The sequence below is a fragment of the Bacillus sp. SD127 genome (assembly GCF_058566445.1).
In genome coordinates, this window is record NZ_CP191226.1 from 1,000,250 (window position 1) to 1,023,316 (window position 23,067).

At 42.5% G+C, this 23,067-nt stretch carries 23 protein-coding genes; 19 read left to right on the plus strand and 4 right to left on the minus strand.

Going from position 1 to position 23,067, the window contains the following annotated elements:
* Window positions 1-21 precede the first annotated feature (21 nt).
* The 13 genes from essC to ACQVGS_RS05175 all read left to right on the plus strand — a co-directional run bounded on the left by essC (window position 22) and on the right by ACQVGS_RS05175 (window position 16,248).
* On the plus strand, window positions 22-4,509 hold the full coding sequence (essC, locus tag ACQVGS_RS05115) for a type VII secretion protein EssC (protein WP_106019484.1): 4,488 nt from the start codon (window positions 22-24) through the stop codon (window positions 4,507-4,509).
* Window positions 4,506-7,703, plus strand: a complete 3,198-nt coding sequence (gene esaA, locus ACQVGS_RS05120) for a type VII secretion protein EsaA (protein WP_106022006.1) — start codon at window positions 4,506-4,508, stop codon at window positions 7,701-7,703. Before essC ends, esaA begins: the two co-directional genes overlap by 4 nt.
* Before the next feature lie 31 nt (window positions 7,704-7,734).
* The gene (gene essA / locus ACQVGS_RS05125; protein ID WP_082687825.1) at window positions 7,735-8,187 is read left to right on the plus strand and encodes a type VII secretion protein EssA; all 453 of its coding nucleotides are present in this window, start codon (window positions 7,735-7,737) and stop codon (window positions 8,185-8,187) included.
* A 63-nt stretch (window positions 8,188-8,250) separates the two neighbouring features.
* On the plus strand, window positions 8,251-8,982 hold the full coding sequence (locus tag ACQVGS_RS05130; protein WP_106019482.1) for a (S)-benzoin forming benzil reductase: 732 nt from the start codon (window positions 8,251-8,253) through the stop codon (window positions 8,980-8,982).
* 197 nt (window positions 8,983-9,179) lie between these two features.
* Entirely contained in the window at window positions 9,180-9,710 is a 531-nt protein-coding gene (locus ACQVGS_RS05135; protein ID WP_024122693.1) for an HD domain-containing protein, read from the plus strand.
* Between the two features lie 185 nt (window positions 9,711-9,895).
* Window positions 9,896-10,132: a YuzF family protein gene (locus tag ACQVGS_RS05140; RefSeq protein WP_024122692.1), complete on the plus strand. Its 237-nt coding sequence runs from the start codon at window positions 9,896-9,898 to the stop codon at window positions 10,130-10,132.
* Between the two features lie 436 nt (window positions 10,133-10,568).
* Window positions 10,569-11,678 carry an AI-2E family transporter gene (locus tag ACQVGS_RS05145; protein WP_059292639.1) on the plus strand — a complete coding sequence of 370 codons (1,110 nt, stop codon included), beginning with the start codon at window positions 10,569-10,571 and terminating at the stop codon, window positions 11,676-11,678.
* Window positions 11,679-11,737: 59 nt separating this feature from the next.
* Window positions 11,738-11,959, plus strand: a complete 222-nt coding sequence (locus ACQVGS_RS05150; protein WP_044158952.1) for a spore germination protein — start codon at window positions 11,738-11,740, stop codon at window positions 11,957-11,959.
* 73 nt (window positions 11,960-12,032) lie between these two features.
* The gene (locus ACQVGS_RS05155; RefSeq protein WP_024122689.1) at window positions 12,033-12,281 is read left to right on the plus strand and encodes a YueH family protein; all 249 of its coding nucleotides are present in this window, start codon (window positions 12,033-12,035) and stop codon (window positions 12,279-12,281) included.
* 109 nt (window positions 12,282-12,390) lie between these two features.
* Window positions 12,391-12,750: a YueI family protein gene (locus tag ACQVGS_RS05160; protein ID WP_420867036.1), complete on the plus strand. Its 360-nt coding sequence runs from the start codon at window positions 12,391-12,393 to the stop codon at window positions 12,748-12,750.
* A 96-nt stretch (window positions 12,751-12,846) separates the two neighbouring features.
* On the plus strand, window positions 12,847-13,398 hold the full coding sequence (locus ACQVGS_RS05165) for a cysteine hydrolase family protein (RefSeq protein WP_106019480.1): 552 nt from the start codon (window positions 12,847-12,849) through the stop codon (window positions 13,396-13,398).
* Between the two features lie 15 nt (window positions 13,399-13,413).
* On the plus strand, window positions 13,414-14,883 hold the full coding sequence (locus ACQVGS_RS05170) for a nicotinate phosphoribosyltransferase (protein ID WP_024122686.1): 1,470 nt from the start codon (window positions 13,414-13,416) through the stop codon (window positions 14,881-14,883).
* Window positions 14,884-15,018: 135 nt separating this feature from the next.
* Entirely contained in the window at window positions 15,019-16,248 is a 1,230-nt protein-coding gene (locus ACQVGS_RS05175) for an EAL and HDOD domain-containing protein (protein ID WP_127696527.1), read from the plus strand.
* On the opposite strand, the gene ACQVGS_RS05180 is transcribed toward ACQVGS_RS05175, so the two are convergent.
* The gene (locus tag ACQVGS_RS05180; protein ID WP_491831113.1) at window positions 16,224-16,592 is read right to left on the minus strand and encodes a YuzC family spore coat inner layer protein; all 369 of its coding nucleotides are present in this window, start codon (window positions 16,590-16,592) and stop codon (window positions 16,224-16,226) included. The two genes, ACQVGS_RS05175 and ACQVGS_RS05180, sit on opposite strands and share 25 nt — an antisense overlap.
* 460 nt (window positions 16,593-17,052) lie before the next feature.
* On the opposite strand from ACQVGS_RS05180, the gene degQ reads away from it, so the two are divergent.
* The 6 genes from degQ to ACQVGS_RS05210 all read left to right on the plus strand — a co-directional run bounded on the left by degQ (window position 17,053) and on the right by ACQVGS_RS05210 (window position 21,910).
* Window positions 17,053-17,193, plus strand: coding sequence for a degradation enzyme regulation protein DegQ (gene degQ / locus ACQVGS_RS05185; protein ID WP_024122683.1), 141 nt, complete (start codon window positions 17,053-17,055; stop codon window positions 17,191-17,193).
* 184 nt (window positions 17,194-17,377) lie between these two features.
* Entirely contained in the window at window positions 17,378-18,247 is an 870-nt protein-coding gene (locus ACQVGS_RS05190; protein ID WP_101864136.1) for a polyprenyl synthetase family protein, read from the plus strand.
* Entirely contained in the window at window positions 18,244-18,465 is a 222-nt protein-coding gene (gene comX, locus ACQVGS_RS05195) for a competence pheromone ComX (protein WP_059292642.1), read from the plus strand. Before ACQVGS_RS05190 ends, comX begins: the two co-directional genes overlap by 4 nt.
* Before the next feature lie 15 nt (window positions 18,466-18,480).
* Complete coding sequence (locus ACQVGS_RS05200; protein WP_254517859.1) at window positions 18,481-20,787, plus strand: sensor histidine kinase; 2,307 nt, start codon at window positions 18,481-18,483, stop codon at window positions 20,785-20,787.
* Between the two features lie 80 nt (window positions 20,788-20,867).
* Window positions 20,868-21,512, plus strand: a complete 645-nt coding sequence (gene comA, locus ACQVGS_RS05205) for a two-component system response regulator ComA (RefSeq protein WP_024122680.1) — start codon at window positions 20,868-20,870, stop codon at window positions 21,510-21,512.
* Window positions 21,513-21,529: 17 nt separating this feature from the next.
* Window positions 21,530-21,910 carry a hotdog fold thioesterase gene (locus ACQVGS_RS05210; RefSeq protein WP_044158943.1) on the plus strand — a complete coding sequence of 127 codons (381 nt, stop codon included), beginning with the start codon at window positions 21,530-21,532 and terminating at the stop codon, window positions 21,908-21,910.
* A gap of 38 nt (window positions 21,911-21,948) precedes the next feature.
* Here the strand turns inward: ACQVGS_RS05210 and mnhG are convergent, their stop codons facing one another.
* The 3 genes from mnhG to ACQVGS_RS05225 are packed head-to-tail and all read right to left on the minus strand — an operon-like array spanning window position 21,949 to window position 23,067.
* Complete coding sequence (mnhG, locus tag ACQVGS_RS05215; RefSeq protein WP_059292644.1) at window positions 21,949-22,323, minus strand: monovalent cation/H(+) antiporter subunit G; 375 nt, start codon at window positions 22,321-22,323, stop codon at window positions 21,949-21,951.
* On the minus strand, window positions 22,307-22,591 hold the full coding sequence (locus tag ACQVGS_RS05220) for a Na(+)/H(+) antiporter subunit F1 (RefSeq protein ID WP_151174478.1): 285 nt from the start codon (window positions 22,589-22,591) through the stop codon (window positions 22,307-22,309). Before ACQVGS_RS05220 ends, mnhG begins: the two co-directional genes overlap by 17 nt.
* Window positions 22,591-23,067, minus strand: a complete 477-nt coding sequence (locus tag ACQVGS_RS05225; protein WP_185848675.1) for a Na+/H+ antiporter subunit E — start codon at window positions 23,065-23,067, stop codon at window positions 22,591-22,593. Before ACQVGS_RS05225 ends, ACQVGS_RS05220 begins: the two co-directional genes overlap by 1 nt.

Genomic DNA, 23,067 nt, shown 5'->3' on the forward strand with positions numbered 1-23,067 from the left:
GGCCGTTAGGGGGTTCGCCATTTGAGTCTATTATGGGTTTTCTATCAGCAAAACGTCCAAAAACTAAAACTGTCTGATCTCCCGGCGTCCCAGCCGGTGACCATAGGGCCTGATGTGAAGGATTCCATTACGATCGGCACCATTCCGTTTGAGAACGGAGTAATTTCTCTTCAAAGGAAGGAACCCAGCGGACAGTACGATGTTTTCCTGGGAAATGATTGCCTGGGCAGTCTTGAAACTGATACATCATTTTCTCTTCAAACGGATCAGCAGGATATACGTCTGTTTTTAATTGCCGGCAAACCTGAAAAATCCGTTTATTTTACAGGAAACAGAGACGAAATGACATGTTCCTCAGAAAAGACAGATGCAGATATCTATCTGAACCCGAATGATTTTGCTTTTGCGGAGCAAAGCACATTTTCATTACTGCATATCGGCGAGAAATGGTCGATTATCCCAAAAAGCGGAAATGTGTTCTTGAACGGAGAGAAGGTAATAGGTGCTGCACCGCTCAAGCCGGGGGATGAAATATTCTGGAACTTTACGCAAATGAGAGTAACTGAACAAGACCTCTTAGAAATCGTTCATTACACACCGCTTGAAACAGTGTTAACCAAAACGGTCAAACCAAGCACAGAAATGCAGAAGAAATATCCCCAGTACAGAAGAACGCCGCGGATGGTGTACGATTTGCCAGATGACCGTGTGTCCTTCAGTTTTCCCTCTCAGGAGAGCGATCAAACCAATAGAGGGCTGTGGCTCGTCATTCTGCCTCCGCTTGTGATGCTGATCGTGATGGGGGTTGTCGCGATCATCCAGCCGCGAGGCATATTTATACTCGTATCACTGGCAATGTTTATGATGACCCTTATTACCTCGACCGTTCAATATTTCCGGGATAAAAACCAGCGGAAAAAACGCGAGGAAAAGCGGGAGCGCGTGTATAAGCTTTACTTAGATAATAAGAGAAAAGAGCTTCAGGCGCTTGCTGAAAAGCAAAAGCAGGTTCTTGACTTTCATTTTCCTTCTTTTGAACAAATGAAATACTTAACAAGTGAAATCAGTGACCGAATTTGGGAAAAATCGCTCGAAAGCAAGGATTATCTCCAGGTTCGGCTCGGGACCGGAACAGTTCCTGCAAGCTATGAAATCAATATGAGCGGCGGAGACTTGGCGAACCGTGATATTGATGACCTTATGGAGAAATCGCAGCACATGCAGCGTGTCTATAAGGACATTCGCAATGCGCCGGTTACGGTCGATTTGGCGGAGGGGCCGATGGGTCTTGTCGGGAAATCGCAGATTGTTAAGAATGAGATTCACCAGCTGATCGGCCAGCTTTCGTTTTTCAACAGCTATCACGATTTGCGCTTCGTCTTTATTTTTCATGAAGAGGAGTATAAAGACTGGGAGTGGATGAAGTGGCTTCCGCAATTTCAAATGCCCCATATTTATGCGAAAGGCTTTATTTATAATGAACAAACGCGTGACCAGCTCCTGTCCTCACTTTATGAATTGATCAGAGAGCGCGATCTCGAAGATGACAAAGAAAAACTGCAGTTTAAACCGCATTTTGTATTTGTCATTACGAATCAGCAGCTGATTTCAGAGCACGTCATTCTTGAATATTTAGAAGGGCAGCATGAGCAGCTGGGCATCTCTACAATTGTCGCCGCGGAAACAAAGGAAAGTTTATCAGAAAACATTACGACCCTTGTCCGCTATATCAACGAAAATGAAGGCGACATTTTAATACAAAAGAAAAAAGCAGTAAGAATTCCGTTCCGGCTCGATCATCATCAGCGCGAGGACAACGAACGGTTTTCACGCACGCTTCGCACGCTGAATCACCAGGTGGGCATTACGAACTCCATTCCGGAAATGGTCTCGTTCTTGGAGCTTTTCCATGCGAAGGAAGTAAAAGAAATCGGAATCCAGCAAAGGTGGCTGACGAGTGAATCGTCGAAGTCGCTGTCGGTGCCGATCGGCTATAAAGGGAAGGATGACATTGTGCATTTGAACCTTCACGAAAAAGCCCACGGTCCGCACGGTTTGCTTGCGGGGACGACAGGTTCGGGGAAAAGTGAATTTCTCCAGACCTACATCTTGTCACTTGCGGTGCATTTTCACCCGCATGAAGCGGCTTTCTTATTAATTGACTATAAAGGCGGAGGAATGGCGCAGCCGTTCCGCAATATTCCCCACCTGCTTGGCACGATCACCAATATTGAAGGCAGTCAAAACTTCAGTATGCGTGCGCTCGCTTCGATTAAAAGCGAGCTGAAAAAAAGGCAACGTCTGTTTGATCAATATCAAGTCAATCACATCAATGACTATACAAAGCTGTACAAGCAGGGGAAAGCAGAAGTAGCAATGCCGCACTTATTCTTAATTTCTGATGAGTTTGCAGAGCTGAAAAGCGAAGAGCCTGATTTTATCAGAGAGCTTGTCAGTGCTGCACGTATCGGCCGAAGCCTTGGCGTACATTTGATTTTGGCGACACAGAAGCCGGGCGGTATCATCGACGACCAAATCTGGAGTAACTCGCGCTTTAAAGTAGCGCTTAAAGTTCAGGATGCCACCGATAGTAAAGAGATTTTGAAAAACAGCGATGCCGCGAACATCACGGTTACCGGACGCGGTTATTTGCAGGTCGGAAACAATGAAGTGTACGAGCTGTTCCAATCCGCCTGGAGCGGGGCCCCTTACTTAGAGGAAGTTTACGGAACAGAGGATGAAATCGCGATTGTCACGGATACCGGCCTGATACCGCTTTCTGAGGTCGACACGGAAGAAATGGCGAAAAAAGAGGTTCAGTCAGAAATCGAAGCAGTGGTTGACGAAATCGAACGCATTCAAGAGGAAATGGGAATCGAGAAGCTGCCGAGCCCTTGGCTGCCGCCGCTTGCGGAACGTATCCCGCGCACCCTTTTCCCATCAGAAGAAAAGGACCATTTCCACTTTGCTTATGTTGATGAACCTGATCTGCAAAGACAGGCGCCGATTGCTTATAAAATGATGGAAGACGGAAATATCGGCATTTTCGGCTCCTCAGGCTATGGGAAATCGATTGCAGCGGCAACATTCCTGATGAGTTTTGCAGACGTCTACACGCCTGAAGAGCTTCATGTCTATATCTTTGATTTCGGGAACGGAACGCTCCTGCCATTAGCGAAGCTGCCGCACACGGCGGATTACTTCCTGATGGATCAGTCGAGAAAAATTGAAAAGTTCATGATCCGGATCAAAGAGGAAATCGACCGCCGAAAACGTCTGTTCCGTGAAAAAGAAATCAGCCATATCAAAATGTACAATGCGCTGAGCGAAGAAGAGCTTCCATTCATTTTCATCACAATCGACAACTTTGATATCGTCAAGGATGAGATGCATGAGCTTGAATCGGAATTTGTCCAGCTTTCCAGAGACGGACAAAGCTTGGGGATTTACTTTATGCTGACGGCAACGCGCGTAAATGCCGTCCGCCAGTCGCTCTTGAACAACCTGAAAACAAAGGTTGTCCATTATCTGATGGATCAATCTGAGGGATATTCCATTTACGGACGGCCGAAGTTCAGCCTTGAGCCGATCCCGGGGCGCGTGATCATTCAAAAAGAAGAGCTTTATTTCGCCCAAATGTTCCTGCCTGTTGAAGCAGAGGATGATATCGGCATGTTCAACGAGCTGAAAGCAGAAGTGCAGGTTCTTCAGGATCGCTATGCTTCACTTCAGCAGCCGGCTCCGATTCCGATGCTGCCGGAAAGCCTGTCGACGAGAGAGTTTTCTCTCCGCTTCAAGCTGGAACGCAAGCCTTTATCTGTCCCGATCGGGCTTCATGAAGAAACCGTCAGCCCGGTGTACTTTGACTTGGCTAAGCACAAGCATTGCCTGATATTAGGGCAGACACAGCGAGGAAAAACAAACGTCTTAAAAGTGATGCTTGAGCATCTGCTTGATGATGAAACGGAAATGATCGGTTTGTTTGACTCGATCGACCGCGGTTTATCCAAATATGCAAAAGAAACAGATGTCGCATACATGGAAACAAAAGATGATATTGAGCAGTGGATTGAAACAGCAGAAGACATTTTTAAAACAAGAGAAGCAATGTATGTAGAAGCCGTTCGCCAGGGAGACGCACAAAGCCTGCGATTCTCTCAAGTGGTTCTGATGATTGACGGAATTACGAGATTCCAGCAGACGATCGATACGAGAATTCAAGACCGCTTGGCGAACTTTATGAAATCTTACGCGCATCTTGGCTTCAGCTTTATTCCGGCAGGCAATCACAGTGAGTTCTCCAAAGGCTATGATTCCCTGACGACTGAGATGAAGCAAATCAGACACGCTATCCTGCTGATGAAAAAATCTGAACAAAATGTCATTCCTCTTCCGTACCAAAGACAGGAGCCGGAGATTCAGCCGGGCTTCGGATATGTTGTGGAAAACGGGAAGGAGCAAAAAGTTCAAATTCCTTTATGTTCTGCTGAAAGGGAGAGTGCTAGATGACAGAACAACGAAAAAACTTAATCAAGTTAATATCCGCCGTCATCATTATTTTGCTGCTGCCGGTTTTGTTTTTCCGGTTCATCGGGGAAGATCCGGCGAAAAAAGCAGCCAATTCCACGCGGCAAATCGCAGTGGTGAATGAAGACACAGGCGTATTGAGTGATGAGGTGAAAGCGGACGATGAAGATGATCAATCCGCCCAGTTCGGTAAGGAAGTAGCTGCCGTTCTGGGGGAACGTCCTGATTATTCTTGGACGGTCGTGAACCGAAGTGCAGCGGAAACAGGCCTGAAATCGAAAAAATACGATGCGATCGTCTACATTCCCTCAGATTTCTCAAAAAATATTTTGAGCTACGACAAAGAGCGTCCTCAAAAAGCCACGCTTGAGTTCAGCATTCAAGATAACCTGAATGCGGTCAACAAAGAAAAAGTGCAGCGTGAGCTTGAAGATGCCCAAAAAACAATGAACAAAAAAATGTCGGCCTTATATTGGAACTTTGTCTCACAAAAAGTGGACAATATCAGAGGAGAGTTTGACAAAATCGTCAATAAAGAATCTGAATTCCAAAATGTCATGTACAATTTCTACAAACCAAGCTCTAACGATTTAGCAGGTGAAATCAAACGCCAGAAAGACCTAATCGATGAGCTGAAGAAATCAATGAATGAAGCCCAAGGCACGACAAAAGAAAAAGCTTCGACAGCGGAGGAAGCAAAAAACACCCTGAAAGACTTCGTTGATACTGTGGAACGATACAAAGAATATCAAGAAAATCAAAAGAAGCTGCTATTGGCAGCCCAGGATTCAACTCAGCAGCAAATCCAGACAGGATTGGATGCCATTTCAGCACAGCAAAAGGCCAATCAGTTCAGCGAGCAGATGAGCGGACTGACAACTGGGATCAGCCAAGTGAAAACACAGCTTGGACAAACCAGCACAGTTCTGGCAGCCGCCCAGCAAATCAGGGAAGGCCAAGTGCCTCAGCAGGAACTTGGTATGGCGAAGATACAAAGCGATTTAATTAATCAATACCAGGCCGCATCAAGACAGACAGCATTAAACCAGGTTTATAAACTTTTAATTGAAACACGTGAATATCTCACTGATGAGCCACCCCCAGATAATTCATCTGATGGGGATAACCAAGATAATCAAGACAACTCAAACGATAAAGACCCAAAAGAAGACCCTGAAGAACTGAAAATTGATCTGGAAAAACAGCGTGAAGAATTAAAAACCATCGCTGCTGACATTCAGGATATTTCAAACAATCTGAAGGAGCCTGAAAAAGAGGACGCGAAGCCAGAGGATCCGGGAACAGACAAACCATCGACTGAAAACCCAAACAATCCCGATGACGGAAGTAACACAAATCCTGATGATACAAAGGGAGACACCGGGACTGACGGACAAACGGACGGCAATAATCAGGATCAAGACCAGCAGCAGGGAACAGACGGTCAGGAGCAGAACGGAAATGCCTCCAATGGTGAGTCAGACAGCGGACAAACCGAAACGGGCACATCTGCCGAACAGACTGCTTCATCTGACTCAGCCCTTCAATTTATCCAGCTGGCAAACGAAGACGAAGACACGACTCAGCCTGGAAATGAAGATCAACCAGGAAACGACGACATTTCTGATATCGCAAAAGCGAAAGAACAGCTCAGCAAAGCGTCAGAACGAATTAAGCAAATCGAAGAAGAGCTCAAAGAAAAAGAAACTGCTTATAATGAAGAGCTGAAAAAGAAATTAGAAGAACTAGAAGAGCAAATGGATGGTCTTAATGATGAAATTGAAGACCTGAAAGGCAAAGTGAAAGAGCTAGAAGGTAAACTTGAAAATCTTGAAGCGAAACGGAAGCGAGAACTTGAAGGTATTTATAGAGATATGTATAATGCCATTCGAGAACTTGAAAATAAAGATCAGCTCACATTTACAAATGCAATCTATATAAATAAAGAAAATATAGATACAGCAATGAGATACTATAAATTTCTATCAGTATATGATTCAGTATTATCCGGAACCATAGATAGCACTGCAAAAACTGATGCGATTAACGGCCAGCAGGGCAACGTCAAATCAGTCCTAGCCATCAAACCGGAAGAATCAGCAAGCTGGGAAGATCTCAAAAACAACACGATGCAAACCGATGAAGACATCGACAATTTCATCAATGGCATGACCGAGTTTGCAGACAACTACGGCAGCTATATCCGTGATTCTCAAGCCGGTGTTCTCGATGAACTGACGAAAATCTCTGAGAGTGCGTCTAAAGCGTCAGAACAGCTTGTAACCGGCGCGGCGCAGGAATCTGCAACGTTCAATAATGATGGCCTGTCAGGCACAATGGCACTGAGCGTGCAAGATACGGTCGGCCAGGAAGTGCTGCAAATGTCAGACATGATGGGTTCATTATCGGAACGCCAGTCAGGCATTATTGATTACACAACCAACATGCAGCAAAGCGTAAATGATGTACAGACGAAAGCTGACACATTAAACAACAACTGGGGTAAAAATGTTGCTTCCACGAAGCTTGTACGCAGTGACGTATACGGCATTCTGGGCAATACATTAGTAGATGGCCAAAACAACGGCTATGTATATGATTATTTGGCAAATCCGCTTAAAATCAGCGGTCAGGTTCCGGAAGAAAAAATTCAGACGGTGCCGCCGGTTGTCATCCTGGTTATTATTTTGATCAGCAGTCTGTTAATCGGATATTTCAGCTCGTATTATCAAAATGCGCCGCTGCTCGTCAAAGGAGCGCTTTTCGGAATTCTGAATATCCTTGTCGGCTTGATGATCAGCTTGTTCGGTTTGAATATTTATTCACTGCCGGACGATCAGACGATTAAGTGGTCTGTGTTTACGATTTTATTGCTGGTCGCAAGCTCTGCCTTTATCCGGGCGGCATTCCGGTTCGGGTCAATTCCTGGATGGGTTGCTTCAGCGGCAATGATTTTATTCTATGTTGCGCCGCTTATTGATTTAATTATGCCAAACTTCACATTTGAAGATCCGGTGTCGAAGGTATATATCGACATCCAGTACGGAACAGGGCATTTGTTTACAATGGGAATATCGGTTCTGCTGATCATTACGTTGATTGCAGCGGCTCTGCCGCTTGTCATTCGCTTGATAGCAGAAAAAACAGCGGAAAGCGATGAAACGTATGAAGCGTAATCGCAGCTTGGAAAAGGGGATCATGATGTGTATGCTCTCCTTTTCCCTTTTCATACCCTCTGCCGCTGCTGCCGAAACCGAAGAAAATACGGATGTCGCGCCAAACCAATATGAAAAGAAAGATATTGAAATCGATACGAATTATTTGCATGAAGATTCTTCCTATGAGGAGAAAACAGAACTGCCTGAGGAGCAAAAGGATATTACCTTTGATAAGCCGAAGGATCGGGACGCCGAGCTGATAAAGGATTTGTTTACATCAACAGATGCCGAGGGCTCCAACACCATCGCGGCTCAATCTAAACAGCTTGGGATTACATTTGCCGAGAAACCGATCACAAAAGCGTCATCAACGGAAATGAAAGAAAAAGGTTCATCTTCACTCCTGCTTCCGATCATCTATATCGTGCTGATTCTGCTCGGGATCGCAGGCATTGTTTTTCTCATACCAAAGGTTATCGTGCAGGAAAATAAAAAGGCGTAAGCGCCCGCGCTTGTTTTGCATAAAAGCGGTTCGTACAATAAGAACGGAAGGAGGAGGTTTCCAATGGAACTTTATATCATCACCGGAGCGTCAAAAGGACTGGGGAAAGCCATTGCATTACAGGCTCTGGAAAAAGGCCATGAAGTCCATGCTCTGTCCAGAACAACAACAGATGTTTCTCATGAGAAACTGACACAGCACCAGATCGACCTGATCAATCTCACAGAGGCTGAGCAGCAATTCAAAACATTGCTTTCATCCATCAATCCGGCTGATTATTCAGCCATCACACTGATCAATAATGCCGGAATGGTGACGCCGATCAAACGCGCCGGAGAAGCGTCTCTTGAAGAGCTGCAGCACCATTATCAGCTTAATCTGACAGCGCCCGTGCTCTTGAGCCAGCTGTTTACAAAACAGTTTGCTGCTTTCAGCGGAAGAAAAACAATCGTAAATATTACCTCTGGCGCGGCCAAAAACCCATACAAGGGGTGGAGCGCGTATTGCAGCTCAAAAGCCGGACTTGATATGTTTACGAGAACGTTCGGATTTGAACAGGAGGATGAAGAACTGCCGGTGAACATGATTTCTTTCTCACCGGGTGTCATGGACACTGACATGCAGGCCGTCATCCGTTCATCATCGAAAAAGGATTTCCACGATATCGAGCGGTTTCGGAAATTGAATGAAACAGGAAGCCTTCGCAGTCCGGCCTTTATTGCCGGCACGCTGCTTTCTTTATTAGAGACAGGCGCGGAAAACGGGCGCATATATGATATTAAAGAGTTTTTGTAGAGCAGAGTGAATCTGCTCTTTTTTTATATAAAAAGGCGATAACTTAAGCATGCCGGAGTCCGGCTGCATATACTGACTGAAACTCTGCTTTTAGGGTATAACAAACATGAAAAGTAAACAAAAATGATATGACATAAGAATTGAGTTTCTCTGCAAATTATGTTAGGATTCTAAAAATATCTAAAGGAGGGGTTTCCATGAGAAAGGTTACATTAATGGATGTCTTCGCCCATCCAATTGCACAAAAATATTTACAGCGTTCCGGCGTGGCTCATGCGATTGCCTGCGCCTATCATGCATACAGGCTGTCTGTAAAGGCTGATATCAGCCCTGATTTAGCCGCAAAAGCGGCATTGCTGCATGACATCGGACATTATGAATGGTATACAGACGGAAAATGGGATTATGAGAAATACAGAAGGAATGACATCCATGCCATTAAAGGGGCGGAACGGGCGCATAAGCTCTTGATTCGTCTTGGTGAAGAACCGAAAGCGGCAAAAGAGATTGCTCTTGCCATATTGCTTCATACCGATTCCTATCTGCCTGAAGGTGAACTCGATAAAAATACGCTGCAGCAGATTGTCAAAAAAGCGGACGAACTTGATGAAGAACCTGGCGGCCACCATCATTACCGACAAATTGACGAAGCAACCGCACTGAAAAAAATAGAAAAACTGGACCGATTAATCGACCAAGCCCAGTCTTCTATAAAAAAGCCTGTATAGGTCCCGCCTGTATTCGGAACAGCGTCCGCTTTCTTCGCTGTCTCCGTTTCATCACCATTTCCTTACACCCGCGTGAATCACACTCCCCAATCGTCTCCGCATCCCCTGGTGTTATCCTGTAAGCCTGTGTCATTATCCTTAACCGTGGCATAAGCTGAGATAAAACATATAAAGGGGATTGAAGTATGGCCAACCAAGGTAGTCCGCAACTGGTCTCATTAGTCGATCCTTATGTCTATCAGACCATCAAAAAGCTCATCGGCTCAAAATTCATTATCCAGACAGTACGAGATACGGTCAGAGGCAGACTGATTGATGTAAAACCGGACCATATCATCATTGAAGCAGCCCGAAATTCTGTTTTTTTTATCAGTATCCAGCACATGGTTTCCGTCACGCCAGATTACAGTGAACGGGTGTAACAATGCTTGCGCTTGAAAAATAGGCGTACACAGGGACGTCCTATTTTTCAGTTAAGCGCTATAAAAACGCTCCGTCATAAATTGTGCCGCCAAGATCAAAGCCGGAGCGGTCATCTGAAATAAAGCGTAAACAACAACCGAAGTGATACCCGCCCGCATCCTTTACATATAAACGGGGCTTCCCGGCAAACGGAGCACAGCGCCGCTGCCTCTCAGTCATTCTATCGTTTTGATTCACATCAAGCAGGATAAAATCTAAACGTTAAGCTAGTCCACAAGTACATAAATCAGTGCGGCGTCCCTGCCGTATGTCACAGCCTGCATAATCAACAGCCCATTCACTGATTAAGAGTTCTGATATCAGTTCATTTTTGTTACAATGATGGGGTGCAAGTTCTTTTATCTGATAGACAAAGAAAAACTAGGAGGAACAAGCTTGTTGAAATCAAAAGTCCATTTTTGGACATTGCAAATTTTATTTGTTTTGCTGATTATTTTCGTAGCAACAAAAGTTTCATTTGTGTTTCAGCCGTTTATCGTGTTTATCTCGACATTGTTTTTCCCGATGCTGATTGCCGGAATTCTGTATTTTATTTTTAATCCGGTCGTCCGACTGCTTGAGAAAAAAATGCCGCGGACATTATCGATTCTGCTCATCTATTTAGCATTTATCGGCTTGCTAGCCTTTGTTTCTGCGGCAGTCGGGCCTGTCATTACATCGCAGGTGACCGGGCTGTTTAACAATCTTCCTGAATATATAAAACAGATTCAGGCATTGACAAAGGATTTATCTCACTCTCAGTGGTTTACCTGGATGATGACACAGGATTATGTATCCATATCAAAAATTGAGCAGTCTCTGACAAGCTTTCTCCAAAACCTGCCGCAAAATATTACATCCAGTTTATCGGCGGTGTTTGGTGTCGTGACAAATATCACACTTGTCATTATCACTGTTCCGTTTATCCTCTTTTATATGCTGAAGGATGGACACCGCTTTCCGCACCTGGCAGTCAAAATTCTTCCGGCTTCTTACCGGACAGAAGGTCTAAAGATCTTTAAGGATTTATCCGACACACTCGCTGCGTATTTTCAGGGACAGCTGTTAATCTGTCTTTTTGTAGGGACAGCGTGCTTTATCGGATACTTGATTACCGGGCTGCCATATGCGCTGATTCTTGGAATTGTCATGGCCATTACAAATATCATTCCTTATGTCGGGCCTTTTCTCGGCGCTGCGCCGGCTGTTATTATCGGCTTTATGGATTCACCAGCCAAAGCGCTTTTTGCGATCATTGTGGTTGTGATCGTTCAGCAGCTCGACGGAAATCTGCTTTCTCCGCTCGTTATCGGAAAACGTTTGAATACGCACCCGCTTACCATCATTTTGCTGTTGATTGGAGCAGGAAGCTTCGGCGGCATTCTCGGCATGATTTTAGCTGTGCCGGTGTATGCGGTAGTCAAGGCATTTTTCTTGAATATCGTGCGGCTGATCAAGCTGCGCCAGCGGTCACGCCTTGAAGAAAACGAACGTCCCGCTGAATAGGCGGGCACCATTGGCTCCTTTCCGCATATGATGCTGTAAATCAGTGCGGAGGTGGGGAAATGCCTGCGATTGTAGGGCCGATATATATTATGTCTATATCAGGTGATGCTGCGGCCAGCTTTGGAGATGTGTTTGCGATTGCGCCGAAAAGCGTCGATCACACAGGTGCTGGGTCTGGCACATTTCAGCTGGGGGATTTTGTGAAGATCAATAACGAATATAGTAAAACAATTTTAAACGATGCCGATATCATTGATGATACCGTTTCGTTTAACGGGTAACAGCCTTTTCTAGAGAGGCTGTTGCTTTTTTATTGTATAATATGGATAGTCTTTTAGTTAGCGAGGTCATGTTATGAAAATCAGAAAAGCAAATATCAGCACACAAACAGGAATGATCACTGATGTATATCTGCATGAAAACAGAAAAGAGCTGCATACGCTAGTAGCCGTTCCGCAGCTGGAGTGGAGCACGATTATTTCATACGAGGAAGAAAAATCATCGCTGCCTGAACGGCTGGAGGCTTCTTTACGCCGGCATACAGAGGACGAGCCTGCTGGTGAGCTGGCAAAAAAAATCATTCACTGGGTAACGGAAATGTAACAGCCCTTGAAAGTTTAGCCCCCGCAGGATCAGGCGATAATGAAGACAAACAAGACGGGAGGACGAGCTTTTGAGTGATGAAACGCTGGATCTCTATTTACAGCAAGGAATGTACGGGCCGCTGGAAACAAAACCAGATGAGCGCCATTTGTTTTTAGGCTCATTGCGGGAAAGAGTGCTTTTGGCACTGACGAAAGGGCAGGTGCTCAGAAGCAAACCGTATCACGAAGCGGAGCAAGCGTTTAAACGCAATAAAAATATATCTCTTCTTATCAATGGAGAGCTTCAATATCAGTCTTATTCACCTTATGTAAAAATGGCGAACCGAAACGGAGTGCCTTTTAAAGTCGTATCTGATCTTCAGTTTCATACGCCTTTAGGCCTTATCATTGCGGCGGACAGTGCGGTAAATCATGAATCTATATATATTCAGGACGACATTTTTAACCGGTCGGTGCTGAAATCTTAAGAGACAAACGGACCGTTTGTCTTTTTATTCATGGCAATTCCCTTACAACGGGAGATAAGATATAATGTTCTCATACTGATGGCGGGGAGGCCGGCTATGAAAAAAGCACTTATTTGTATTGATTATACGAATGATTTTGTGGCGAGTGATGGAAAATTGACCTGCGGGGAGCCCGGCAGAATGATTGAAGAGGCGATCGTCAATTTGACAGAAAACTTTATCACAAACGGTGATTACGTCGTATTTGCAGTAGATTCTCACAATGAAGGGGATCAATATCACCCTGAAACCCGTCTGTTCCCACCGCATAATATTAAGGGTACGGAAGGAAAAGACCTGTACGGAAAGCTTTTGCCTCTATATCAGAAACATGCACATGATCATAATGTATATTACATGGAAAAAACGAGATATTCTGCTTTTGCGGGTACTGATTTAGAACTGAAACTCAGAGAGCGGCAGATTGACGAGCTGCATTTAGCCGGCGTCTGCACAGATATCTGTGTCTTGCATACAGCGGTTGATGCATACAACAAAGGTTTCCGGATTGTTGTGCATAAACAGGCTGTTGCCAGCTTTAATCAGGAGGGGCATACGTGGGCTCTTTCCCATTTTGCAAACAGCATCGGAGCGCAAGTGGCAGAGTAAGGAAGGGGAAAAACAGTGTTAGAGTACGGTTTTAAAGATGACAGCCTGTCATTACATACAGACCTTTATCAAATCAATATGGCGGAAACTTACTGGAGAGACGGCATTCATGAAAAGAAAGCGATTTTTGAGCTTTTTTTCAGAAAGCTTCCGTTTGAGAATGGCTATGCGGTTTTTGCGGGCTTGGAAAAAGCCATTGAATATCTGGAAAACTTCAAATTTACCGATAGTGACCTGACTTATTTACGAGATGAGCTTGGCTACCATGAAGATTTTATTGATTATTTGAGTGGTTTATCTTTTACAGGTTCTCTTTATTCCATGAAAGAAGGAGAGCTGGTTTTTAACAATGAGCCGATTATGAGGGTGGAAGCTCCCCTTGTAGAAGCGCAGCTTATTGAAACAGCTTTGCTTAACATTGTGAATTACCAAACATTAATCGCGACAAAAGCAGCGCGCATCAAAGGCGTCATTGGCGATGAAATTGCACTTGAATTCGGAACAAGACGGGCGCATGAAATGGATGCGGCTATGTGGGGAGCGAGAGCAGCGTTAATTGGCGGCTTCAGCGCGACAAGCAATGTAAGAGCCGGAAAGCGCTTTAATATCCCGGTATCAGGAACACATGCACATGCGCTTGTGCAGGCCTACCGCGATGAATATACAGCGTTCAAAAAATACGCGGAAACGCATAAGGATTGCGTCTTCTTAGTCGACACGTATGATACGCTCCGTTCAGGCATGCCGAATGCGATTAAAGTGGCCAAGGAATTCGGAGACCGCATCAACTTCATTGGCATCCGCCTGGATAGCGGCGATTTGGCGTACCTGTCAAAAAAAGCCCGGAAAATGCTTGATGAAGCAGGGTTTACAGACGCGAAAGTCATTGCATCGAGTGACTTGGATGAGCATACCATTATGAATTTAAAGGCTCAGGGAGCGCGCATAGATGTCTGGGGTGTCGGCACGAAGTTGATTACAGCTTATGACCAGCCGGCTCTCGGCGCGGTTTATAAGCTCGTCTCCATCGAAGAAAACGGAGAAATGGTCGACACGATCAAAATTTCATCCAACCCTGACAAAGTGACGACACCTGGCAGAAAGAAAGTGTACCGGATTATTAATCAGTTAAATCATCATTCTGAAGGAGATTACATTGCGCTTTATGACGAGCAGGTGAATGACCAGAAGCGGCTGAGAATGTTCCACCCGGTTCATACCTTCATCAGCAAATTCGTCACGAATTTCTATGCGAAGGATCTTCACGAGCTGATTTTTGAAAAAGGCATCCTATGCTACCAGAACCCTGAGATTTCTGACATTCAGCAATATGTACAAGACAACCTCAGCCTTCTGTGGGAGGAATATAAGAGAATCAGCAAACCTGAAGAATACCCGGTTGATTTAAGCGAGGACTGCTGGAGCAACAAAATGCAGCGGATCCATGAAGTGAAAAGCAGACTGGAAGAAGAGCTCGAAGAATAAAGCAAACTGGCCTTTCGTTCGCGAAGAGGCCAGTTTTTTTGTGGGAATAATATTTTTCATGTTTAGACAAATTTCGTCAAATTATTTGATATACTTAGGGTGGAAAGCCGCGTGTTTTGTAAGGAGGATAAATCAATGAGGGTGTTTGTTGCAAGACAGCCTATATTTAATAGAAAAGAACAGGTTGTCGCTTATGAACTTTTATATAGAGAGAGCGAAGAGAATGTGTATTCCGCTGCAGACGGCGATCAGGCTACAACAGATTTGGTGATTAACAGCTTTTTAAACATCGGAATCGAGAAGCTGACGGAAGGAAAACGCTGTTTTGTCAATTTCACTGAAAGCCTGATGTTTTCGGATCTCCCCACCTCCTTCAATCCAAAACAGCTTGTGATTGAAATCCTTGAAGATATACCGATCACTCCGGCTCTCGTCTCAAGGTGCAGAGAGCTGAAAAAAATGGGGTATACGCTGGCACTCGATGATTTTTACGCGATAAACCCGAAAAATGAAAAATTATTGGAAAAGCTCATGAGCTATATTGATATATTGAAAGTTGATTTTCTTAAAACCACCCGATTGGAACGCCGAAACATTTTGCAAACCTACAGCTATTGCGGCCTGATTTTTTTAGCTGAGAAAGTAGAAACACGCAAAGAATATGAACAAGCGGCGCAAGATGGCTTTCAGTTATTTCAAGGCTACTTTTTCAGCGAACCGCGTATCATCAGCGGCCATGATCTGTCGACCCATTTTTATTCTTACTATGAATTGCTCAACGAATTAAGCAAAGAGCAGCCTAACATCCAGCGTGTAACTGAGTACATAGAACGGGATTTATCGCTGTCATATCAAATTTTAAAATTCTTAAACTCTTCCCATAGCCGCTTAACCCAAAAGATCGACAGCATTAAGCAGGCTATCATGCTTCTTGGGTTTAACGAAATCAAACGGTGGATATACATCCTTTCCTTTAAGGATTTAAGCAGAAAAGGGAATTCGAGCAAACACGAAATTATAAAAATTTCTTTAATGAGAGCAAAGCTATGTGAACTGTTGGCAAGAAAAACAGCGCGCCCGCAGCCGGCCTCGTATATGCTGATCGGGATGTTTTCTCTCATAGACACCCTTTTGCACAGAGAAATAGAAGAGATTATTCAAGAATTGCCTTTAATAGATGAAGTCGGTCAAGCGTTATTAGGTCATCAAAATGACTATTACCAAATGCTTGAGCTTGTGAAGTTAATCGAAACCAACAATTGGGACTCTTGCGGAGAATTAGCAAAAGAATTGGACAAGGAAGAAGCGTACGACTGTTATTTGGAAGCCTTGGAGTGGTGTCATAAGCTCATGGGCGAAAAGTAATTGCGGTCTTCTGACCACCGCAACGCCAAGGTGATTCGGCTTTGCATGCTGATCAGGCTGATGTATATGCCATCGGGATTAAAGACCGAATCAACATCATGCCGGACGCCTGTCTGTTTGATCAGACGTTTTACTGTCTGTTTATCTGACTGCTCCGCTGCGGTCATGATGCGGCGCGAAAGCTCCTGTGACCCCGCAATGCGCCTAAGTACAAGCTGAGCATCAGCGAGCAGCCCGGCGGCATCCTGTGCGGAACGGATAAAGGTTTCTGTATTGGCGGCAGGAGCGGGCGGGCGGCGTATGTCGTACGGATAGACGCAGAACCAAGGATAAGGATATCTCATGCAAGCACCTCGCAAAAAGGGGATATGTCTATATGTATAGGTCACTCAGGTGCTGGATATGACAAAGCGAAAAGGCCACAACTTTGCGTTGCGGTCTTTTCGGTGTTTGTCGGTCACGATACGCCAAGAATCGCATATTGAATTTTGAAAAAGCGGAGAGGGGGACTATAGTCTTACATTGTGAAACAGATAAACACAATAAAAACAAGGGAATTAAGAATCTTTCTCAATTTCATCCGAAATCACCGTTTTTCCGAATAGAGAAATAGTCCTGTTCTTATTGTGATTCCTTTGAGCAAAAGGACCTATTGATATTTGCGGTGTCACGCAGGATCTTTTTGTATACTTTTCGGTGAAAAATAAGCCGAAACCAGATACACTATTAGTAACAGATCAAATACCTAGGACTCGTTCACCATACACAATTCATTGATCTTTCAAAAAAAGGAGTGTGGAAACGATGGAAAAGAAACTTGAAGAAGTAAAACAATTATTATTCCGACTCGAACTTGATATTAAAGAAACGACAGATTCATTACGAAACATTAACAAAAGCATTGATCAGCTCGATAAATACACATACGCAATGAAAATTTCGTAAAAAAGACTTGGAAACAAGTCTTTTTTTTCGTTCTACCCATACAATAAATGGATAAAGTATTATATGATTGTTAAAAAACGAAAAACCTGCTGTCCTTTAAATGTCCCATTTAGTAAAATGGAATGGGAAGGGGGAAGTTGTTATTGAGCAGATATGTTTAGATTCTGTCCGGATCAAGGAGAAAATGAAGGAGATTGTACATGAAAATATTTCAAATGAAGACTTAAAAACAAAACTTATTTCTTTTATTGAAGAAAAAAAACAATTTTCATTCGCAGAATTAGCTTATCATCATTACATAGCATTTGACGGAAAAGATGTTACAGCAATTGAGTTGTTGGCTTCTGGTATAGAACTTTTAATTTTATCTGCTGACATTTTTGACGATATAGAGGATAAGGATAATCTTCAGGCTTCTTGGATGAAAATAGATCCTTCGATAGTGATTAACGCAGCTACCGCACTTTATACATTAAGTTTGCAAGTGATAAGTTTAGTTTCTAACAATCCACAACATTTAAGTCTGACTTTACAATATTCACTTCAATCTTTACAAGGGCAACATGCAGATTTAAATGTAACAAGCTCTTCAGAATCAGAGTTTATTGAAATGATTAAACTTAAGTCAGGTTCTCTTGTAACATTGCCTAATGTTCTTGGTGTATATTTGGCAACTGGTGAATTTAATGAAACAGTCGATGAGTATTCACATTATTTGGGCATAGTCGAGCAAATTGCAAATGATCACCATGGGTTATATTATCCTGACAATAATGATTTAAAAACTAGACACAATCTTGCCTTCTACTATCTTAAAAATAAATATAACCAATCATCGATTGACTTATTAAATTTTTATGCGCAAGAAAATAATCAGATAAATAATATGGACGAATTGAAAAAGAAGCTACGAGAATCAGGTGTAATACAATATTTGAATGTTATTAAAAATATAGCATTGGAAAACTTTAAAGAATCATTCAAAAAACTGAAATTAGATGAACAAAGAAAGAATAAACTATTTGTACAATTATTAAGGGGGAATTTAAATTGAAACATATTGATAAAATTATAAGCCATCTAGCAAACAACCCGGAAGCTTTTGATCAATTTAAGAATGGGAACTTAACCTTACTAAATATAAATGAAAAAGAAAAGAAAGCAATATTATATGCGTTTGAAGAAGGAGAGGCACCGAGAACAAGCAACTGGCCCCCAATAGAAGCTATCAGTAATTTTTTTGAGGATGATAAAAGAAAAAGTTTTATTTAATTATGGGATGATGAGATGCACATAAATAATAACGTCTATAAATATTTGTCTCTAGCTTTTATCATTTTAAGTTTTGTTTATGTGATCTACCTCTCTTATATTTCTGTTTTTAATATCTTTGTAGGTGCAGATGTGAAGATTAATGAACAGGGTAAGTTAGAGGTTACCAAAGTTGTGGATTATGAATATTATTCAGGTGTAAAAAAAGGTGACATCATTCTTGAAGTGAATGGGCAAAAAGGAAGCGAAATCCAGTTAGAGAGCGGAAGATTGGTCAACGTAGAAAGCTTAACTGTTGAGAGAGATAATAAATCATTTCATTTACAAAATGTAAGCCTAATAAGTGAAGAAAATTTATTTATGTATCTCATTCCACTCATATCTTATTCAATCTGTTTATTTTGTATATTTTTTGTTTACAGAATAAATAAAGTAAGAAAATCATCTTCTGCTTTTGTTTTAATCTTATTTTTGTTATTTGTATCAGTAGCATATGTAAGTGCCTGCGGGGCAAGAAGAGGTGAAGAGGTTAGCACTTACCTGCTTGTCCTTACTTTAGTAAGTTGTCCAATTTTATATATACATTTCATATATAAATACTTTGCGGAATTGGGCACTAAGTTATTCAAAAAGAAGATTTTAATCATAATGTATATACTTCCACTCGTAAACCTGTTACTAGAAGCTGTTTTGAGTAATAGATTAAATTCTTCGGCTTTTTTGTCTAACTTGAACTTGATTTCCTTTTTTGTCCTAGTCCTTACTGTATCTATCCTTATCCATCAAGGGATTAGAAAAATCAAACAAAATGAGCAAAAGTCAATTTTAAAAATCCTTGCTTATATAAATATCCTGTCTTTTAGTCCCTTTATTATCTTTTTTGTTATTCCCTATGTGTTGTTTGATAAGTATCTTTCACCCTTTAGTTTGGCAGCTTTTACACTTGTTATACCTTTTTCTTTAGTGTATCAATTTATGACAAATAGACTTTATAATATTGACTTTGTTGTAGGACGGCTTAAATACTATGGATTTTTAGCCATTACACCTACTGTTATTGTGGTCACCATATTTAATTACATTCAAAAACCAGAAGATAACTTTTACTACGTTAAACTAACATTTGTAATATATTTGCTTATGTTTGCTGTCTTTTACTTTAAAGAGATCATTGATTTTCGTTTCAAGTTGAAAAGATTTACAGAGAAATTTAATTATCAAGATGGAATTTTTAAATTTACTCAGTTAATTAAGCAAGCATCATCGGTAGATCAAGTACTTAATCACTTTAAAAATACAATCCTAGAAGTATTAAACATAGATAATGCTTGTGTGTATGATAATTCTAAAGGGGAAATTAACCTCCTTAGTAAGAATAACTTTAAAGATCTGACTTATAAAAATCATGAGCAATATGTGAAAAACTTTTCTGGTGATATCGGTAAAATTAAAGAGTTTAAACAAGGTTTTATTATTAAAATAGGTGAACGAGGAGACAGATCATTTTTAGTACTCTGTTTCTCAAGTTATAATACTTTTAAATTAACAAGAGATGAAATTGCATGGCTTCAAACATTAGCGTTCTATACAAATGTCTCATTGGAAAACGTTATGAAAATTGAAGAATTGATGGTGCATCTTAAGGATTTAAAACAACAGGAATCCAACCCGGTATGGCTCAAAAAACTCATGTACACGATCGAAGAAAAACAACGCTCTGATCTCGCCCGCGATCTCCACGATTCAGTTCTTCAGGATTTGATTTCATTAAAACGGCAGTGTGAGCTGTTTTTGGCTGATTTTAAGAAGGATGATGATCCATGCCGTGAAGAGGTGCAGGACAAGCTCGTGCAGATGAATGAGCAGATGTCTGATGTGATTTCGATGACGAGAGAGACGTGTCATGAATTGCGGCCGCAGCTTTTGTATGATTTGGGACTGGTGAAGGCGTTGTCCAAGCTGGTGGCGCAGCAGCAGGAGCGGGTTCCGTTTCATATCCGCTTAAATACCGGCAGATTTACGGCGTCGCTTGATTTGGATTCGCAGCTGAATTTGTACCGGATCATTCAAGAGTTTTTATCAAATGCAGTGAAACACTCTCAGGCGACGGAAGTGCTTATCATGCTGATCAGTATTCAGAACAAAATTGTTCTTCATTATGAGGACGATGGTGTCGGATTTGATCTGGAGAAAAATAACGAACATTCCATGAGTATGGGTCTTTCTGGCATTAAGGAGCGAGTCAGGGCTTTAGATGGACGCCTCCGAATCGAAACAAGTGAAGGAAAGGGCTTTAAGGCCGATATTGAAATGGAATTGTAATGGTTTTATAACGTAAACGACTTGGCAGAAGCCAAGTCTTTTTTATAAAATGGAAATGAGTGAGTAAAAGGGAGGAAAACATGAAAAAGATACTAGTGATTGATGACCATCCGGCTGTCATGGAAGGCACCAAGACAATTTTGGAAACGGATTCGAATTTGTCTGTTGATTGTCTCAGTCCTGAACCCAGCGAACAGTTCATACACCAGCATGATTTCTCATCATATGATCTCATCTTAATGGATTTGAACTTAGGCGGCGATGTCAATGGGATGGAGCTTTCTAAACAGATTTTACAAGAGAATCCTCATTGTAAAATTATCGTATATACCGGTTATGAGGTCGAGGATTATTTTGAGGAAGCGATTCGTGCGGGTCTGCACGGCGCCATCAGCAAAACCGAATCAAAGGAAAAGATCACCCAATACATATATCACGTGCTCAACGGAGACATTTTAGTCGATTTCGCTTACTTTAAACAGCTGATGACTCAGCAAAAAACAAAGCCGGCCCCTTCCTCTCAAAAAGAACAAGATGTGCTCACACCAAGAGAATGCCTGATTCTTCAAGAAGTTGAAAAAGGTTTTACCAACCAAGAAATAGCAGATGCGCTTCATTTAAGCAAGCGGTCCATCGAATACAGCCTGACGTCGATTTTCAACAAGCTTAATGTCGGTTCCCGGACGGAAGCGGTGTTGATTGCAAAATCAGACGGTGTGCTTTAAATAAGGGAGTTAAAACTATGGATATGAAACATACATTGCTTGGCGCGCTGGGAATTGAAATTGTAGAAAGCACAGCGGAACGCTGCGTGGCAGTGATGCCGGTGGATCACCGGACCGTCCAGCCCTTTGGTTATTTGCATGGAGGCGCTTCAGTGGCTCTTGCGGAAACTGCGGCGAGTGTGGGTGCCCAGCATCTAATCGATTCTCGTACACAAGCTTGTGTCGGTTTGGAGATTAACGCCAATCATCTGAAATCTGTCAAGGAAGGAACGGTAAAGGCGGTAGCCGAGCCCGTTCATAAAGGCAGAACGACCATTGTGTATCAGATTCACATTTATGACGAGCAAGAGAGGCTGATCTGTATATCCAGATGCACGCTGGCTGTCATCACAAAATAAAAAAACAGCCGGAACTCTGCCTGTCCGGCTGCTCATTTTTATAGGTAAGAATCCTCTTTTCGTTTAATCACAAAGTTTCTGATTCCGTTATAGTCATCCTGTACACTTCTTTCATCCAGCTTGACGCCAGAGTTGTACGCAGCTCGGCAGATCAAGTGTCCCCCGACCGGCGTCGTAATAAAGATAAAGAAAATCCCGAGCAGAATTTTTGCTGATATCTCTCCTGTTATAAACCACAAAAAGAAGAAGACACCGAGCAAAATCATATTTACCCCTAATGTTGAGCCTTTAGAAGCAGCGTGAGAGCGTGTGTACATATCGGGAAGGCGAAGCGTCCCGAAGGAAGCCGCAAGACAGATTAGCGCCCCCATTAAGATAAATATCGCCACTGCTATTTTAGCGATCACGATCATTTTCGATAATCTCTCCTTTCTCTAAGAACTTAGAAAACGCAATGGTTCCGATAAAAGACAAAATACCTAGCAATAATATGATATCAAGAAAAATACTCGTATTCAGCAGGATGGAGACAAGCGCTGTCATCGCTATCAGATTAATGCCGATTGCATCCAGAGCCACAACCCGGTCAGGAACAGTCGGCCCTTTGATGACACGAACGACATACAACAGGGTGGACACCGCTATAATGCCGAGCGCGATTTGAAGGATTAACGTAAACATCAGCGGCTCACCTCCTGTATGGCTTTTTCAAATGACTCACGAATATCAAAAATCGCTTTTTCCGCATCCTCAATATCCATCGCGTGAATATAGAGAATGGTCCGGTCATCGGAAATATCCATGACCAATGTTCCCGGCGTTAATGTAATAAGCAGTGAAAGCAGGGTAATTTCCCAATCCTTTGTCAGCTCTGTTTTAAATGCGAATATGCCTGGCTTGATATCCAGTTTTGGCGACAGGACTGTTTTCAGCACACTGACGTTGGCAAGGTATAATTCCCTTATAAAGATCAAAAAAAGTTTGATAATCGAAAACGTTTTCCATAGATAAAACGGATGAGCAAGGAAGCGCCGGAAGAAGAAGAGAGAGATCATTCCCAGGATAAAGCCTGTGATGAATCCGGCGGCGCTTGCGTCATTGCTCAGGAACATCCAGCAAAAAGCGAGAAACACATTTAATAAAATTTGAAATGCCAT

Coding starts and splice junctions, on each gene's coding strand:
- esaA (WP_106022006.1), top strand. CDS start 4,506: ATGACAGAACAACGAAAAAACTTAATCAAGTTAATATCCGCCGTCATC.
- essA (WP_082687825.1), top strand. CDS start 7,735: ATGCTCTCCTTTTCCCTTTTCATACCCTCTGCCGCTGCTGCCGAAACC.
- ACQVGS_RS05130 (WP_106019482.1), top strand. CDS start 8,251: ATGGAACTTTATATCATCACCGGAGCGTCAAAAGGACTGGGGAAAGCC.
- ACQVGS_RS05135 (WP_024122693.1), top strand. CDS start 9,180: ATGAGAAAGGTTACATTAATGGATGTCTTCGCCCATCCAATTGCACAA.
- ACQVGS_RS05140 (WP_024122692.1), top strand. CDS start 9,896: ATGGCCAACCAAGGTAGTCCGCAACTGGTCTCATTAGTCGATCCTTAT.
- ACQVGS_RS05150 (WP_044158952.1), top strand. CDS start 11,738: ATGCCTGCGATTGTAGGGCCGATATATATTATGTCTATATCAGGTGAT.
- ACQVGS_RS05155 (WP_024122689.1), top strand. CDS start 12,033: ATGAAAATCAGAAAAGCAAATATCAGCACACAAACAGGAATGATCACT.
- ACQVGS_RS05160 (WP_420867036.1), top strand. CDS start 12,391: ATGTACGGGCCGCTGGAAACAAAACCAGATGAGCGCCATTTGTTTTTA.
- ACQVGS_RS05165 (WP_106019480.1), top strand. CDS start 12,847: ATGAAAAAAGCACTTATTTGTATTGATTATACGAATGATTTTGTGGCG.
- ACQVGS_RS05175 (WP_127696527.1), top strand. CDS start 15,019: ATGAGGGTGTTTGTTGCAAGACAGCCTATATTTAATAGAAAAGAACAG.
- ACQVGS_RS05180 (WP_491831113.1), bottom strand. CDS start 16,592: ATGAGATATCCTTATCCTTGGTTCTGCGTCTATCCGTACGACATACGC.
- degQ (WP_024122683.1), top strand. CDS start 17,053: ATGGAAAAGAAACTTGAAGAAGTAAAACAATTATTATTCCGACTCGAA.
- ACQVGS_RS05190 (WP_101864136.1), top strand. CDS start 17,378: ATGAAGGAGATTGTACATGAAAATATTTCAAATGAAGACTTAAAAACA.
- ACQVGS_RS05200 (WP_254517859.1), top strand. CDS start 18,481: ATGCACATAAATAATAACGTCTATAAATATTTGTCTCTAGCTTTTATC.
- comA (WP_024122680.1), top strand. CDS start 20,868: ATGAAAAAGATACTAGTGATTGATGACCATCCGGCTGTCATGGAAGGC.
- ACQVGS_RS05210 (WP_044158943.1), top strand. CDS start 21,530: ATGGATATGAAACATACATTGCTTGGCGCGCTGGGAATTGAAATTGTA.
- mnhG (WP_059292644.1), bottom strand. CDS start 22,323: ATGATCGTGATCGCTAAAATAGCAGTGGCGATATTTATCTTAATGGGG.
- ACQVGS_RS05220 (WP_151174478.1), bottom strand. CDS start 22,591: ATGTTTACGTTAATCCTTCAAATCGCGCTCGGCATTATAGCGGTGTCC.
- ACQVGS_RS05225 (WP_185848675.1), bottom strand. CDS start 23,067: ATGGCATTTCAAATTTTATTAAATGTGTTTCTCGCTTTTTGCTGGATG.